Annotated in this window: 14 protein-coding genes; 4 read left to right on the forward strand and 10 right to left on the reverse strand. The window is 66.7% G+C overall.

Going from position 1 to position 14,432, the window contains the following annotated elements; all coding sequences use genetic code 11:
- Nucleotides 1-139 precede the first annotated feature (139 nt).
- On the forward strand, nt 140-790 hold the full coding sequence (locus ACE3TE_RS04465) for a hypothetical protein (protein WP_374602565.1): 651 nt from the start codon (nt 140-142) through the stop codon (nt 788-790).
- 48 nt (nt 791-838) lie between these two features.
- On the opposite strand, the gene ACE3TE_RS04470 is transcribed toward ACE3TE_RS04465, so the two are convergent.
- The 6 genes from ACE3TE_RS04470 to ACE3TE_RS04495 form a co-directional block, all read right to left on the reverse strand.
- Entirely contained in the window at nt 839-1,366 is a 528-nt protein-coding gene (locus ACE3TE_RS04470; RefSeq protein WP_374602567.1) for a type 1 glutamine amidotransferase domain-containing protein, read from the reverse strand.
- 93 nt (nt 1,367-1,459) lie between these two features.
- The gene (locus ACE3TE_RS04475; RefSeq protein WP_374602569.1) at nt 1,460-2,548 is read right to left on the reverse strand and encodes a DUF1615 domain-containing protein; all 1,089 of its coding nucleotides are present in this window, start codon (nt 2,546-2,548) and stop codon (nt 1,460-1,462) included.
- A 2-nt stretch (nt 2,549-2,550) separates the two neighbouring features.
- Nucleotides 2,551-2,745, reverse strand: coding sequence for a hypothetical protein (locus ACE3TE_RS04480; protein WP_374602571.1), 195 nt, complete (start codon nt 2,743-2,745; stop codon nt 2,551-2,553).
- A 16-nt stretch (nt 2,746-2,761) separates the two neighbouring features.
- On the reverse strand, nt 2,762-3,685 hold the full coding sequence (locus tag ACE3TE_RS04485) for a M14 family metallocarboxypeptidase (protein WP_374602618.1): 924 nt from the start codon (nt 3,683-3,685) through the stop codon (nt 2,762-2,764).
- Nucleotides 3,686-3,811: 126 nt separating this feature from the next.
- Nucleotides 3,812-4,501 (reverse strand): c-type cytochrome, encoded by a 690-nt coding sequence (locus ACE3TE_RS04490; RefSeq protein ID WP_374602573.1) that lies wholly within the window; start codon nt 4,499-4,501, stop codon nt 3,812-3,814.
- Between the two features lie 220 nt (nt 4,502-4,721).
- On the reverse strand, nt 4,722-5,291 hold the full coding sequence (locus ACE3TE_RS04495; protein ID WP_374602575.1) for a CIA30 family protein: 570 nt from the start codon (nt 5,289-5,291) through the stop codon (nt 4,722-4,724).
- Between the two features lie 136 nt (nt 5,292-5,427).
- On the opposite strand from ACE3TE_RS04495, the gene ACE3TE_RS04500 reads away from it, so the two are divergent.
- Nucleotides 5,428-5,781, forward strand: a complete 354-nt coding sequence (locus tag ACE3TE_RS04500; protein ID WP_374602576.1) for a DUF1428 domain-containing protein — start codon at nt 5,428-5,430, stop codon at nt 5,779-5,781.
- 14 nt (nt 5,782-5,795) lie between these two features.
- Here ACE3TE_RS04500 and ACE3TE_RS04505 read toward each other — a convergent pair whose 3' ends face one another.
- Nucleotides 5,796-6,674, reverse strand: coding sequence for a lysostaphin resistance A-like protein (locus tag ACE3TE_RS04505; protein WP_374602578.1), 879 nt, complete (start codon nt 6,672-6,674; stop codon nt 5,796-5,798).
- A 103-nt stretch (nt 6,675-6,777) separates the two neighbouring features.
- Here ACE3TE_RS04505 and trmY point away from each other — a divergent pair, with 103 nt between their 5' ends.
- A complete protein-coding gene (gene trmY, locus ACE3TE_RS04510; RefSeq protein WP_374602579.1) occupies nt 6,778-7,374 on the forward strand; it encodes a tRNA (pseudouridine(54)-N(1))-methyltransferase TrmY in 597 nt (198 codons plus the stop codon).
- Between the two features lie 6 nt (nt 7,375-7,380).
- Here trmY and ACE3TE_RS04515 read toward each other — a convergent pair whose 3' ends face one another.
- Complete coding sequence (locus ACE3TE_RS04515; RefSeq protein WP_374602581.1) at nt 7,381-8,142, reverse strand: hypothetical protein; 762 nt, start codon at nt 8,140-8,142, stop codon at nt 7,381-7,383.
- Between the two features lie 138 nt (nt 8,143-8,280).
- Between ACE3TE_RS04515 and ACE3TE_RS04520 the strand changes: the two genes are divergently transcribed.
- Nucleotides 8,281-8,730, forward strand: coding sequence for a hypothetical protein (locus ACE3TE_RS04520; protein ID WP_374602583.1), 450 nt, complete (start codon nt 8,281-8,283; stop codon nt 8,728-8,730).
- Nucleotides 8,731-8,752: 22 nt separating this feature from the next.
- Here ACE3TE_RS04520 and ACE3TE_RS04525 read toward each other — a convergent pair whose 3' ends face one another.
- Both ACE3TE_RS04525 and ACE3TE_RS04530 read right to left on the reverse strand, forming a co-directional pair.
- Nucleotides 8,753-10,480: a tetratricopeptide repeat protein gene (locus ACE3TE_RS04525; RefSeq protein ID WP_374602585.1), complete on the reverse strand. Its 1,728-nt coding sequence runs from the start codon at nt 10,478-10,480 to the stop codon at nt 8,753-8,755.
- A 179-nt stretch (nt 10,481-10,659) separates the two neighbouring features.
- Nucleotides 10,660-14,415 carry a methylmalonyl-CoA mutase family protein gene (locus tag ACE3TE_RS04530; RefSeq protein WP_374602586.1) on the reverse strand — a complete coding sequence of 1,252 codons (3,756 nt, stop codon included), beginning with the start codon at nt 14,413-14,415 and terminating at the stop codon, nt 10,660-10,662.
- Nucleotides 14,416-14,432 lie beyond the last annotated feature (17 nt).

Raw genomic sequence — 14,432 nt, forward strand, 5'->3', positions numbered from 1 at the left:
GGCGTCAGTGCGCACAGTGGCAGGGCATGGCCCCCGGTGCACATGGCGAAAGTTGGGGGCTGCGCGAGCCCGGGACTACACTGGCCGCCGGTCATCGGGCGAGCCCGCGATGCACGATTCCCCTGTCGAGGAAGCCGCCTTGCGGAAGCCGCGTAGCCACGGCGGCCCTGCCTTCGTACGCCTGCTGGGTGCCCTGCCCGATGTGGCCACGGCCTGCTTCTTCGCGGTGCTGTGGCTGGCGCCGCAGATGCTCTGGCCCCAGGCCCTGCGTACCGGGCTGCTGATGATGCTGGTCGAATTCATCCTGGTGCATGCGGCCGGCATGCTGGGCGGCATCGTGCTGGCGCGGGACGCCGGAACGGCCCGGCGCTGGAAACCGGTACTTGGCGTGGGCGTGCTGTATCTGGTCTTCATCGCCGCCTGGGCCTGGCAGTTCCAGGCCTGGTGGCCGCTGCTGGCGCTGGCCTGGCTGCTCGCCGGCAAGGTCGCCCTGGTGATCCGGCCCATGCCGGACGCGGACAGGCGTCACCAGCTGGCCTCGGACTGGGCGATCGGCGTGATGGCCTACCTGGCCGGCGCGGCCATCACCACCCTGCTGCCGATCCCCCGCCTGGGCCTGACCCGTGACGTCGTCGGCGCCGCCGAGCTGCCCGGCACGAGCGGACTGTGGGTGACGCACCCGCAGTCCGTCGTGGCCTTCAGCGTCTTCTACTTCAGCGTGCTCGCGCTTGTGAAGCTGCTGGGCTGGCGGCTGCCGGCGAGCCAGCTTCCCGCCGCAGGCAGCCGCTAGTCTCCGGGGTTTCAGCCGTGCCGGGCCATCCCTGGCCCCATCGAGGCCTTATCCAAGGCGGCTGATGATGGCCTGGTTGAAGGCCGGGAGATCGTCGGGCTTGCGGCTTGTGATCAGGTTGTCGTCGACGACGACGTCCTTGTCCTGCCAGCGGCCGCCGGCGTTCTCGACATCGGTGCGCACCGAGGGCCAGGACGTCAGGTCGCGGCCCTTGGCGATGCCGGTTTCGGCGAGCAGCCAGGGCGCGTGGCAGATCGCCGCGATGGTTTTCTTGTCGGCGTCGAAGCTGCGGACGAAATCGAGCGCAGCCTTGTCGGTGCGCAGCTGGTCGGGGTTGATCACGCCGCCGGGCAGCACCAGGGCGTCGTAGTCCTCGGCCCTGGCACTGGACAGCTTGACGTCCACGTCGACCGATTCGCCCCAGTCCTTGCCCTTCCAGCCTCGGATGCTGCCCGACTCGGGCGACACCACGTCGACGGTGAACCCGGCGGCCTTGAGCTTCTCGCGTGGCTCCATCAGCTCGGATTGCTCGAAGCCATTCGTGGCGAGTATCGCGATGCGCTTGTTCTTGCTCATGCGTGGGCTCCTCGAACTTTGGGGGGAGCCCGAGTATCGCGCCGCGTGTATTGCCATGAAGTGAATCCGCACCGGTGCGCGGCAAGCGCAGGTTCAGCGGGCCAGGCAGCGGCGGTAGCGATCGTAGACGCGGTTTGCGAACCAGGCGGTGCTCAGTTCGCGCGTTATCTTCGGGCTTTCCAGCCTTATGCCCGGCAGCATTTCCCGCGGCAGCGGCTTGCCGGCGCGGCTCTCGGCAATCGCGTACACCTGCCGGAACAGTGCGCTGTCGCTGAACCCGAGGCGATTGCCCTGCCCCAGCGACCGGCGGATCGCCCGCGCATCCATGCCCAACTGGCCCGCGAGCTGCCGCAGCGCAGCTTCCGTTTCCCCGGGTTCGTCCAGCGGGGCGCCGGGGTTGAGCAGGTCGCCATCAAGCGCGAGTTTGCGGCCCGTCGCCACGGCAACCGCATTCTGGAAGGCCGCGTTGCGACTGGCGTACCAGCCGGCGTTGTAGTCCGCGAATCGATGCACCTTGCGGACATAGGGCGTCTGGTAGCCGAGCAGGTGGGCAATGCCGAAATACATGCCGCCGCGGCGCGTAAATACTTCGCGCCGGATGCTGCCCTGGACCTCGTAGGGATAGTCGCGGGCATTCTCCTCGGCGAACGGGATCGACACCTGCATCGGGCCTCCGGTCTGCACGGGGTTCCAGTTCTCGAACAGGCGCTTGCCCAGCGGCACCCGACCGACCAGATCCTCATACACCTCGCTGAGCTCGCGCTCGGTGCGCACGACCGCCAGCCGGTCGGCGTAGCTGCGGCCGTCGCTGGAGGGCAGCTTCAGCGCGGCATTCAAGGCAAACAGCGGGATGTGTTTGGCCTTGGCGCGGCGCTCGAGCTCGGCGCGGGAAACCCTGGCCAGGTTCGGCACGACCGGATCGGCGACGTAGCCCGATTCCTGCTCCAGCACGGCCAGCACCGAGCAGATGTTCTCCGGGTTGGCCGGGATGCGCTGCGCCCGCAGGGCCACGGCGATATCGGTGGCCCAGCCCTGCCGGTCGGCCACGTCCGCCGGGATGCGGCGGGCGACGTCGGCCCGCACCTGATCGACCGAAGGCCCCTTCGGCGCCGTGGCGCAGGCGCCCAGCATGACTAGCAGGACAACCCATGACGCGACGCGCAAGGCGGAGACCGGGCGCATGATCAGCCCGCCTGCCGAAGGGCGATCACGCCCATGACCATCGAATAGCAAAACATGAACGCCGCGAAGGCCCAGGTGAGATACGTCCAGCCATTCGGCCGCATGCCCGCCCGCACCCGCATCCAGGTCAGCGGCAGGAAAACGAACAACAGCGCGCAGGCCGGCAGGAAATAATAGAGCGAAGGATGCATGTTCATCGGCCGGCGCGCGGACTCAGGAATGCGCCAGCACGTAGTCCAGCGCCGCCCGCACCGCGGCGACCTGGGCGTCATTGCACTCTTCGGGCGTGGCGCGCGGGCTGTCGGGATACACCTCGGTGGTGCTCCGGTATTTCGCACGCGTGACGCCGGCGCACAGGCCCAGTTCGCGGCAGGGGTAGTTGATCACGCCTGGTGCGACGACTTTCGACCCGATGATCTCGCCCTTGCCGTCGGCCGGCGCGATATGGGTCACCTTCTCCACCGCCGCGATGATCGCGGCCTGGAAGTCCGGCTGCGGGTCTTCGGTGTCGCCGACCAGGTAGAAACCGTCCGGAATGCCTTCTTCCTCGAATGACTTGCCGTCGCGGGCCGACTTCGCGGGCCGGAACTCGGATTCGTCGCTGTCGGTGGTTTCATGCAGGTCGATGTGCAGCACGAACCGGTCGCCGAAAGGCTGCACCAGCCGCATCAGGGCATCGGATTCCGCGCAGGGGCTATTGGGCACGAAATTGCGGTTCGGATCGATGGCCAGCGGATTCCAGCGCTGGATGCGCTCGTAGGCCCAGGCGCTGACGCAGGGCACGACCAGCACGTTGATGCGGCCGTCGTAGTCGGCCAGGTTCTGTTCGACGAACTGCAGCGCGCCGTGAACGCCGCTGGTTTCGTAGCCGTGCACGCCGCCGGTGACCAGCGCCAGCGGCAAGGACTCATCCCACTGCTTGCTGCGCAGCGCATGCATCGGATAGCTGCCGTCGGGCGCGTGGTCGATCACCGCGTAGTCAACGACATCGACACGGGGACGCAGCGCCTCGATGCGGGTGAGCACGTCTTCGGCATAACTGCGGCTCGGACGCCGGGCGGCGCGCCAGGCCGCGCGCTCTTCGTCGCTCCAGGGCTGGCCCGGGGTACCGATGGGATAAAAACGGGGGGTCGTCACGAGGGTGGTCACCGTGGGTCGGGATGGCGGCCCACTTTATCACCGGGGCGGCGGCGGCTCCGTGAGGTTGCGGGATACCACGTGGACCAGGATCAGCGAACCCTTCTTGAGCTCACCGTACCGGGATCAGCGGCCATCGAGATACGCCTTCAGTGCCTGGACTTCCGCGTCGCTCATGACGCTGAAGCGGAACGCCGACACGCCGCTCATCAATCCCGTCGCCGACGGGCCGCCTGCAGCGACCTCGCCGGTGCGCATCAGGCGGGCAAACTGCTCGTCCGTATAGGCCTTGGCGACGACCAGGGACGGTGCGGCACCGGGATCACCGAAGCCGTTGAGATCCCAGCCGTGGCATTCGCTGCAGCTGGTCATCGCCAGGTGCCGGCCAAGGGCCACCGGCTCGACAGGGGGTTCGGGGGCCGGCTGGTTGCCCGGCGTAGGCCGCATGTCGCCCATCCAGGGATGGCTGCCATCGGCCAGGGACGCGGCCAGGGCCGGCGACCAGGTCGAGGCCTCCTCCGATCCGTTGGCCACCTCGGGCAACGAGCGCATCCAGGCGACGATGTCGCGCACCTCGCGGTGGCTCAGGTGCTGGAAGGCCTGGATCGGCATGCCGAAGGGTACGTGGCCGTCGTGGGTGCGGCCTTCGTGCAGCAGTGCCGCCAGGCCTTCGTCGGTGTACAGGTGCCGGCGCGTGCTGAGGTTGGGCGCCACGATCAGCGTGCCGTCCTTGTCCTTGCTGAAGCTGCGGCCGGCCGCGTCGGCGCCGTGGCAGCCGTTGCAGCCCACGCGGGTGGCGACGCGCAGGCCTTCCACCGCATCACCGGCAGGTGGGGCCGGTGCTTCGACGACCGCGGGGGCCGTCGGGGGCGGTACGGGCGCCGAACATCCGGCAGTGAGCAGGGCCAGCAAGAAAGAGGGAGTCCGGAGCATCGTGTTTCCCCTGGAGGCCTGGCGGCGCAGGCGCAGCCTGCTTCAGGGTGAAACGACCCCGTGCGCAGAATCCGGCCGCGGGACCCGCCCGGGCCGCCCCGGCCTATTCCAGCCCGATCCAGTCCACCTCGAGCCGGAACGGTCCTTCGCGCTTGTCGCCGATCAGCAGGCCTAGCTCGCGCACGCGGGATGCGTCCAGCGGCGGGCCCTGCAGCGCGAAGCCGTGCGCGCTCGGACGCAGGTCCGCCAAAGGCACGCGGACGTCGGTCCACTGCCCGGCTTCGGTGGCGAATTCACCGCCGTAGGACACGGTGATGCCGCGAAAGCGGGCGTCGGTGGCCAGGCGGAGCTGGTAGCGGCGACCGTCGCCGCGAACGCGCAGCAGCACGGCGGTGGCGTTGCTGAAGTCGAAATCGCGGCCCACGGTGCGCACGGACGAGAAACCGCCATTGTTCTCCAGCGACAGCACGCCCGAGAACGTCAGCACGCCTGCTTCCACCGCCGGCCCACCCCGCGACCGGCCACCCATGACGCCATCGTTCACCGCCACCCAGCGTGGTTCGTCGGCCTTGGTTTCGAAGCTGAACAGTAGGGTCATGGCGGGCTCCGGGGTGGCCGTGGCGCCGACCGGCAAGGCCAGCAGGAAAATGCCGAGAAACAGGGCGATGCGCATGGGAATGGCCCAGGGACGGATGCGTCATTGCAGCGCCACCGTCGTCGCCGGTGCGTGACGGGACTTCCGGCGCCCGCCGGCCGGCAGTAGGCTGGCCGTGCCGCCCGCGCCCCCGCGCCACCGCAGGAGAAACCCCATGAGCTATGTCGATGGTTTCGTGCTCGCCGTTCCCAATGCCAACAAACAGGCCTTCCTGGACTTCGCCAGCAAGTTCGACCCCATCTTCAAGGAGTTCGGCGCCCTGCGCGTGGTGGAATGCTGGGGCGACGACGTGCCGGATGGCAAGCAGACGGATTTCAAGCGCGCCGTGATGTGCAAGGACGATGAAACCGTGGTGTTTTCCTGGATCGAATGGCCCGACAAGGAAACCCGCGACGCCGGCATGAAGAAGATGATGGAAGACCCGCGCATGGACCCCAAGACCAATCCGATGCCACTGGACGGTGCCCGGATGATCTACGGGGGCTTCCGGCCCCTGCTCGACATCTGAGCCTCGCGGCGACCTCAGCTGGCCGGCACCGGCACCATCGCCGGTGCCGGCGCCGGTGCCCGGCCCTTCCAGCGCCACAGCAGAACCAGCATCACCAGGTCCACCAGCAACCCGAACGCGCCGGCTTCCGGCCCGAAGTCACCCCCGGTCATCCAGGCCGGCGCATCAGCGAACACCGGCTGCCACCAGCCCGCCGCCGCATGGCCGCTGACGCCGAAGCCCAGCACGCTGCCCTGCATCCAGTTCCAGCCAAGATGCAGGCCCAGCGGCAGGGCCAGGCTGCGGGTCCGCAGGTAGGCCAGGCCGAGCATCATCGACGCCAGGCCGATGTCCACCGTGGCCCAGATGCGGGTGGCTCCTTCCATGCCGGGATTGCCCCAGTGCGCCAGCGCGAAAAGCCCCGCGAGCAGCAGCTGTGCGCCCCAGACGCCGATGCCGTCGAGCAGGCGCTGGAACAGGAACCCCCGGAACAGCAGCTCCTCGAGGGCCGCCGCGAACACGAACCCATAGAGCCCCCACGCCAGCAGGCTTGCACTGCGGTCCGGCTGGAGCTCGAACTGCACGCCACCGACCGCCATCATCAGCAGCGCGGCCAGCGCCAGGGCCGCCATCCCAAGCCCGAATCCCGCCCCGAGCTGCCGCCACCAGCGACGGTCCAGTTCCAGTCCGATGCTTGAAAGCGGCTCCCGTCGCAGGCGGGTACAGGCCCAGGTCGCAAGCAGCACGAACAGGACCGGCAGCGGGTCCCGCCAGGCTTCCGGCACGTCCAGCGCTTTGAGGGCGGCCACCAGCGGGGCATGCACCACCCTCGTCGCAAGCACGAACAGCAGGAAGATCAGGATCCACCAGCCGTTTCGCAGCTGGCCGTTCGGGTCGCGGAAGATTGTTCTCAATGTAGTCCCCAGCGCGGACGACGTGGGTCGACCCTGGGCTTGATGCACGAGCCACCGAAAAGGTTGGAACGCCATCGCACCCGCAATCGTGGACAATACGGCCATGCGAACCTTCGTACTCCGGGCCCGGGCGGCACCGACGGACAGCGCGAAACTCCTGGCCTCGGTCGGCGGCGACGCCCATGCCGAGATCCTGGCGCATACGCTGATGAACGCGATCTTCGTGGCCCAGTCGCACCGGCCCGACGTGGTGGTGTATCTGGTGCTGGAAAGCACCCAGGACTACTCGCGCACGATCCGCTTCGAAGCCAGCGCCATGCACGAGATCGGCGGTTTCAACGAAGGCGCGCTGCTGGGCAAGGTGGCCAAGGCGCTGGACGCGTCGCGCGGCATGGGCAAGGAAGAAACCCGCCCGGTGGAAAGCGGCGTCACCGTGCAGACGATCAGCTTTGAACGGCTGGTGCAGCAGCTGGCGGAAAACCACCAGCTCTACGTGATGGAAAAGAAGGGCAAACCGATCCGCGACCAGGCCTTCGCCGGCAACCCCTGTTTCCTGCTCACCGACCACATCCCGATGCCCAAGAACACCTTCCACACCCTCGATCGCCTTGGGGCCGTGCGGATAACGCTGGGCAAGACGATGCTGTTCGCCTCACAGTGCGTGGTGCTGATCCACCACGAACTGGACCAGCGAGGCTAGCGACCGCTAGCCGAAGCGCTTGCGATGGCGGTCGAGGACGTCGGCTACTTTGGCCAGGGCGTCTTCGACTTCCTTCTTGAAGCCGCCGGCGGGCAGTTCCCGGACCGCCGAATGCGCGGCGCAGACAATCGAGGTCTTGGACCAGGCCGAGGCCAGCCAGCGGGCCCAGCCGGCGTAGGCGTCGGCGGCACCGGCTTCCTGCCGTAGCGCACGCGACAGCATCGGATGCATGCGCAGCGACGACTGCGGCAGGAGCTTGCCCAGCGTCCCGGACGCGGCCATAACGTTGAAGGTGTCGTCCACGTGCACGATGCCGCTCTGGCGGTGGCGCACCAGCACCGAGCCCACGTGCACTCGCTCGTCGGCGGAAGCAAAATCGATGCCTTCGGGGACGGAAAGATTGAACAGTTCGGCCAACGGATGCTCGTCGCCCCAGTCCTCGACCGGCCCGCCCGACCACGGCAATGACGGAAACCTTCCGTGATGGCGTGCGGTGCCATGCAAGTCCGCCTTCGGGAACAATGCGTGGACAGCCTCCACGTGCATCGTATGGAAAGGATGCACGTGGATCACCGCGTCCACCTTCTCTCCGTTGCCGGTCAGCGCCATCAGCTGGCTGCGCTCGTCGTCGTCGAGCTCACAGCCATCGATTACCACGAAGCGGCCACTGCCGCGCTTGACGACCGACATGTGGGTGCCGATGTTGACCACGCCCGCCACGCGGAACACGCCGCGGATGTTCCAGAAGGTGTCAGCCAGTTGTCTCACCGCAAAGCCTCCCCGGCGGGCAAAGGTGTTCCCAATATCCTCGGCATGAGACATCCTTTGGCATCTCCAACGAAGCGCCACGATATCACCCGGCGAACAGACACAACGGTGTCGGCCAATAACCAAAGGAGCGCAGCCATGAACGCCATCAAACCATTCGCCGCCCTTTGCGCGCTCGCCCTGGTTACCGCCGGCTGTGGGAAGGATGGGGAAGCGCCGGCGCGCTCTGGCACCGAGCCTGTCTTCCAAGCCCAGCCCCAGGCACCGGTTGGCCACATCGAGATCGACGGCCAAATCTGGAACGTGATAACGGACGTACAGTGCAGTGTGGCCCCGGGGCCTACCGTAGCGATCGCCGGCCACGCCGCCGGGGACGAAGGCACCGAAATCGTCGTTGATTTCAACCTGCCGAACGGCCCGACCGGCGTTAGCGTCGTCCCTTCCGACGGCAGCACCGAATGGCACGCCGAGAGCGCGATGAACTTCGACATCACCGGCAAGACGGTCAAGGGCACGGGCTACTTCGCCGGCAGCCTGCGCAGCAGCTTGCGGCAAGCGCAGGGACGGTTCGAAATCACCTGTCGCTAACGCAGTTGACCAGGGGTTTTCATCAAGGGCAACTGGCCGAGCCGCTGGCCACGTTGCCGAGGTTTGTCTCGACCGCTGCCACAGCCTTGTGGAAGTACTCCCGCAGCGGCCCCGCCGGCGGGACGCTGGGCGCGAGCGCGCGCAGCCTGCCTTGTTCCACCGACAGTTCGCGCATCGCCTTCGCCACGGCCTCGCAGGCTTCCGTCTTGTTACGTGCGCGGTCGCCGTTTGTCCGGAGCCAGGACATCGCGATGTTGACCGCCGTGGCGATCTGGTCGAGCTGGAGGCGGACATTCGCGTTGCCGTCGCGCTCAGCCGTGGCGGCTGCGACGTCGACATTTGGGTTCGCCGCGAGGTCGCGGTAGAACGCCGCCTGCGGGTACGCAGGATTGACCCTGAGCGCCGCCTCGAAGTCGGCCAACGCCTCAGCAAACCGTCCTTCGCCGTAGTGCACCCGGCCCCGCGCGAAATGGAGGTCGGGCGTGCGCTCGGGCAGCACATGCCGGAAGCCCTCGGCGATTTCCGCCAGCGCCCGCTCCGGATTCCCCTTCACTTCGTAATAGACGCGGGCACGGATGGCCCGCGCCGTCGGCGAGTTCGCATTGAGCCGCAGCAACTGGTTCGCCTCGCGCCAGGCCAGCAGCCGGTACTCGGGCATCTCCAGGAACATCAGCGCGCGCACGTAGAAATGTTCCGCCAGGCCCGGAAGCTCGACCGGGATGGTGGCGGTGTGTTCAAGCGCCTTTTCAAACTCGCGGGCGGCCAGCATGCGCCACATGTAGGGCAGCGTATTCTCGAGGTAGAACTTCGTGTCGCCAGCCGTGTCCAGCCGGTCGAGCGGGAATGATATCTGGCCGGTCGCGCGGACCCCGTGGTACCGCCACCAGTCTTGCCGCAGGTCGGGGATTTCCCATGCGAGATCCTCGCCCTCCAGGTGCGCTGCCTTGTCGTCGGGGAAACAGGTCGCCCACTGCACCAATGCCACGTATCGCTTCTCTGGCGACTTGCCTTCGGTGGCGCGATAGCGGTGCCCGGCTTTTTCTGCGTCCCGGCCACACCGGACCGGCTGTGACCAGGCGCCACTGCGCACCATAAGGTGATTCGTCACAGCATCACCGCCCAGCTCCACTGCTTTCTTCAGACTGGCGGCCGATGCCGCCTTGTCGCCCAATTGGGCCTGACACAGGCTGAGGTAGGCGTACGTCCATTCCTCGTACACGGGCTGCGGCGGCATCGCCGCAGCCTGGGTCAGGCTGGCCACGCAGTGCGGGTAATCCCGGCCCTGGAACGCCGCGTGTCCGCGCCACAGCAGCAGCATCATTGAAGGGCTGAGCTCGATGGCCCTGGCGTAGTACTTGTCAGCTTCGGCCACGTAGCCCTGGTTGTGCAGGAATCTGGCGAAGTTGGCATGGTGCAACCAGTTTCCCGGCGCGAGCTCGATCGCCTTCAGGTAGGCTGCGCTCGGGAAGTCTTCGCCGCTGACGATCGACGCAGTGACATGGTAGTCCGTGAAGGCGGACAGCAGTTCGGGGTTGTACGGATCGACCACCAGAAGTTTCCGAGCCTTGCCAGCCGATATCTGGTTGCGGAGCTCGTGCTGCACCGTGGGCATGTCGCGCGCAACGATGTCAGCGGCGGCCTTCTCGGCCTCGGCGTCCATTTCCTGCGAAGTCTGCCCCGAGGCCACGGGGGGCGACGCCAGGAGCAATGCGCAGAACGCGAGCAATGCGGAATGATGGCGGCGAATCATGGGATGGGCTCCGGGCTCGGGAGGATGCGGCGGCCAATGGTAGATGCAACAGCCCGGTTCCGGGCTCAACCGATGGGCTTGGGGTCATGCAGTGCGCGCCCCCCCGTCAGGGCCTGGAGAATGGCCCTGTCCCTCCGCGCCATGAACCTCGATGCTCCCCGCGCACCCTCCGGCGGAACTTACATGTTGCGTCGGTACTCCCCGCCCACCTCGTAAAGCGCATGGCTGATCTGGCCGAGGCTGTGGGTCTTCACTGCTTCCATCAACGCGGCGAAGATGTTTTGGCGGTCACGGGCGGTGTGCTGAAGATTTCTCAGGCCAGCGGCTTTCGGGGCTGAAGCCCCTCCCACAAGGAGCTCGTTCCGGGCTTCCTGGAAGGTTCTGACGTTCTTGATCTGGGCGTCCTTCTCCGCTTCGGTGCTGCGGATCAGCTCGATCTCGGTCATCACCTCGCCGGCGTGGTCCTTGGGCAGGAAGGTGTTGACGCCGATCAGGGGCAGGCTGCCGTCGTGTTTCTTGTGTTCGTAGTACAGGCTTTCTTCCTGGATCTTGCCGCGCTGGTACATGGTGTCCATGGCGCCCAGCACGCCGCCGCGCTCGCTTAGCGCTTCGAACTCCTTGTAGACGGCCTCTTCCACCAGGTCGGTCAGCTGCTCCACGGCGAAGCTGCCCTGCCAGGGGTTTTCGTTGAAGTTCAGCCCCAGCTCCTTGTTGATGATCATCTGGATCGCCACGGCGCGGCGCACGCTTTCTTCGGTCGGCGTGGTGATGGCTTCGTCGTAGGCGTTGGTGTGCAGGCTGTTGCAGTTGTCGAACAGCGCGTACAGGGCCTGCAGGGTCGTGCGGATGTCGTTGAACTGGATTTCCTGCGCGTGCAGGCTGCGGCCGCTGGTCTGGATGTGGTACTTCAGCATCTGGCTGCGTTCGTTGGCGCCGTAGCGCTCGCGCATGGCGCGGGCCCAGATGCGCCGGGCGACACGGCCAATCACCGTGTACTCCGGGTCCATGCCGTTGCTGAAGAAGAAGCTCAGGTTGGGCGCGAAGTCGTCGATGTGCATGCCGCGCGCCAGATAGTACTCGACGATGGTGAAACCGTTGCTCAACGTGAACGCCAGCTGCGAAATCGGATTCGCCCCGGCTTCGGCGATGTGGTAACCCGAGATCGACACCGAGTAGAAATTGCGGACCTTGTTGTCCACGAAGTACTGCTGGATGTCACCCATCATGCGCAGGGCGAATTCGGTGCTGAAGATGCAGGTGTTCTGCGCCTGGTCTTCCTTCAGGATGTCGGCCTGCACGGTGCCGCGCACGGTGGCGAGCGTGTGCTTCTTGATGCGCTCGTAGGTTTCGGCGTCCACCAGCTGGTCGCCGGTGACGCCCAGCAGGCCCAGGCCCAGGCCTTCGTTGCCCTCGGGCACTTCACCGCCGTATTCGGGGCGCTTCTTGCCATCGAAGAACTTCTCGATCTTCGCGTGAGCCTCATCCCACCTTGACTGGTCTTCCCGCAGGTACTTCTCGACCTGTTGGTCGATGGCGGTGTTCATGAACATCGCCAGGATCATCGGCGCCGGGCCGTTGATGGTCATCGAAACGCTGGTGGTCGGCGCGCACAGGTCGAAGCCGGAGTACAGCTTCTTCATGTCGTCCAGGGTGGCGATGGACACGCCGGAGTTGCCGATCTTGCCGTAGATGTCCGGGCGTTCGGCCGGGTCTTCGCCGTACAAGGTGACGCTGTCGAAGGCGGTGGACAGGCGCGCGGCCGGCTGGCCCTTGCTCAGGTAGTGGAAGCGCCGGTTGGTGCGCTCGGGCGTGCCCTCGCCCGCGAACATGCGGATGGGGTCTTCGCCGGTGCGGCGGTAGGGATACACGCCGCCGGTGTAGGGGTAATGGCCGGGCAGGTTTTCCTTGCCCAGGAAGACCAGCAGTTCGCCCCAGCTCTTCCACTGCGGGCCGGCGATCTTCGGGATCTTCTGGTGGCTCAGGGACTCGCGGTAGTTCTCGACGCGGATCACCTTGCCGCGCACGGTGTATTCGTTCACCTCTTCGGTGATCGCCTGCAGGCGGTCGGGCCATTCGCGCAGCAAGTTGATGGAGTTGGCGCTGAGCGCCTTCACCGCATCGTTGTAACGCTGGCGCAGGGTCACCAGGCTGCGGTCGATGCTGACCTGCGGGGCCTGCGGGTTGTCGCCGCTGGCCGCACCCTGGCGGCGCTCCCACTGGAACACCATCTTGCGGCGGTCGGGCAGGCCCTGGCGGCGTTCGCCGCAGTCGGGCCAGCTGGCGTCCTTGGTCGCGGCGCCGCCGGCGGCCGGGCTGGGCACCACCAGGTGATGCGGGTCGAACAGACCCAGGGGCGTGGGCAGGTCGGGGTCGCCCAGTTCGCGCAGGGATTCGTAGTAGTGCTGGGCGCGCTCGGCGGCCTCGGCCTGCTTTTCGATGCTGGCGTTGACCTGGCGACCCTGCTCGGCGATTTCGGCGAGGTAGCGGGTGCGGTTGCCGGGGATCAGGACCGTAGCGCGGGGGGACTTTTCGGCGATTTCGATGTGGGGCTTGAAGTCGCAGCGCGGCGAGCCGATGGGGACGGGTGCATTTTTCCCCTCGCCATCACCGTGCTTGTCACTTCCGTCGGGGGAAAAATGCACCCGTCCCCGCAGCAGGCGGCAGAGGTTGGCGAACATCCAGGTCACGCCCGGGTCGTTGAACTGGCTGGCGATGGTCGGGTACACCGGCACGTCTTCGTCGGCCAGCTTGAAGGCGGTGCGGTTGCGCTTCCACTGCTTGCGCACGTCGCGCAGGGCGTCTTCGGCACCGCGCTTGTCGAACTTGTTCAGCACAATAAGTTCCGCGAAGTCGATCATGTCGATCTTCTCGAGCTGGCTGGGCGCGCCGAAGTCGCTGGTCATCACGTACATCGGGAAATCGACGAGGTCGACGATCTCCGAATCGGACTGGCCGATACCGGCGGTTTCCACCATCACCAAGTCGTAGCCCTGGGCGCGCAGGAAGGCGATGCAGTCCTTGAGCACGGCGTTGGTGGCCACGTGCTGGCGGCGGGTGGCCATCGAGCGCATGAAGACGCGCGGGCTGCGCAGGGAGTTCATGCGGATGCGGTCGCCCAGCAGGGCGCCGCCCGTGCGGCGGCGGGTCGGGTCGACCGAGATCACCGCGATGCGCATTTCGGGGAAGTGCTGCAGGAAGCGGTTCATCAGCTCGTCGGTGACGCTGGACTTGCCGGCGCCGCCGGTGCCGGTCAGGCCCACGACCGGCGTCTTGCCGCCGGCGAGCTGCCATTCCTTGCGGAAGGATGCGAGCTGGGATTCGTCGATAAGGCCCTCTTCCAGGGCGCTGAGCATCTTGCCGACAGCGATTTCGTCGTCGATGTCGACGCGCGGCGCAAGAATGGGGTCAGGTTCACTTTTCCCCTTTGACTTCTTGCCCTTGCCGCCAGTGTCGGAGGAAAAGTGAACGTGACCCCGTTCTTTGGCTTCGTGGGTGCGGCGGACCAGGTCCTCGATCATCGCCACCAGGCCCATCTGCATGCCGTCGTTCGGGTGGTAGATGCGCTCGACGCCGTACTGCTGCAGTTCCTTGATTTCTTCGGGCGTGATCGTGCCGCCGCCGCCGCCGAACACGCGGATGTGGCCGGCGCCACGCTCGCGCAGCATGTCCACCATGTACTTGAAGTATTCGGTGTGGCCGCCCTGGTAGCTCGACAGCGCGATGCCGTCGGCGTCTTCCTGCAGGGCCGCGCGCACCACGTCCTCGACGCTGCGGTTGTGGCCCAGGTGCACCACTTCCACGCCCTGCGACTGGATCAGGCGGCGCATGATGTTGATCGCGGCATCGTGGCCGTCGAACAGGCTGGCGGCGGTGACGAAGCGCAGCGGGCTGCGCTCGGTGTCGCGGTCGGGAAGCTGGTTGGCGGGCGTGCTCATAAGGCGGTCTCGTAAGA

It is taken from the genome of Arenimonas sp. (genome assembly GCF_041919775.1).
In the GTDB taxonomy this organism is placed as follows: Bacteria; Pseudomonadota; Gammaproteobacteria; order Xanthomonadales; family Xanthomonadaceae; genus Arenimonas.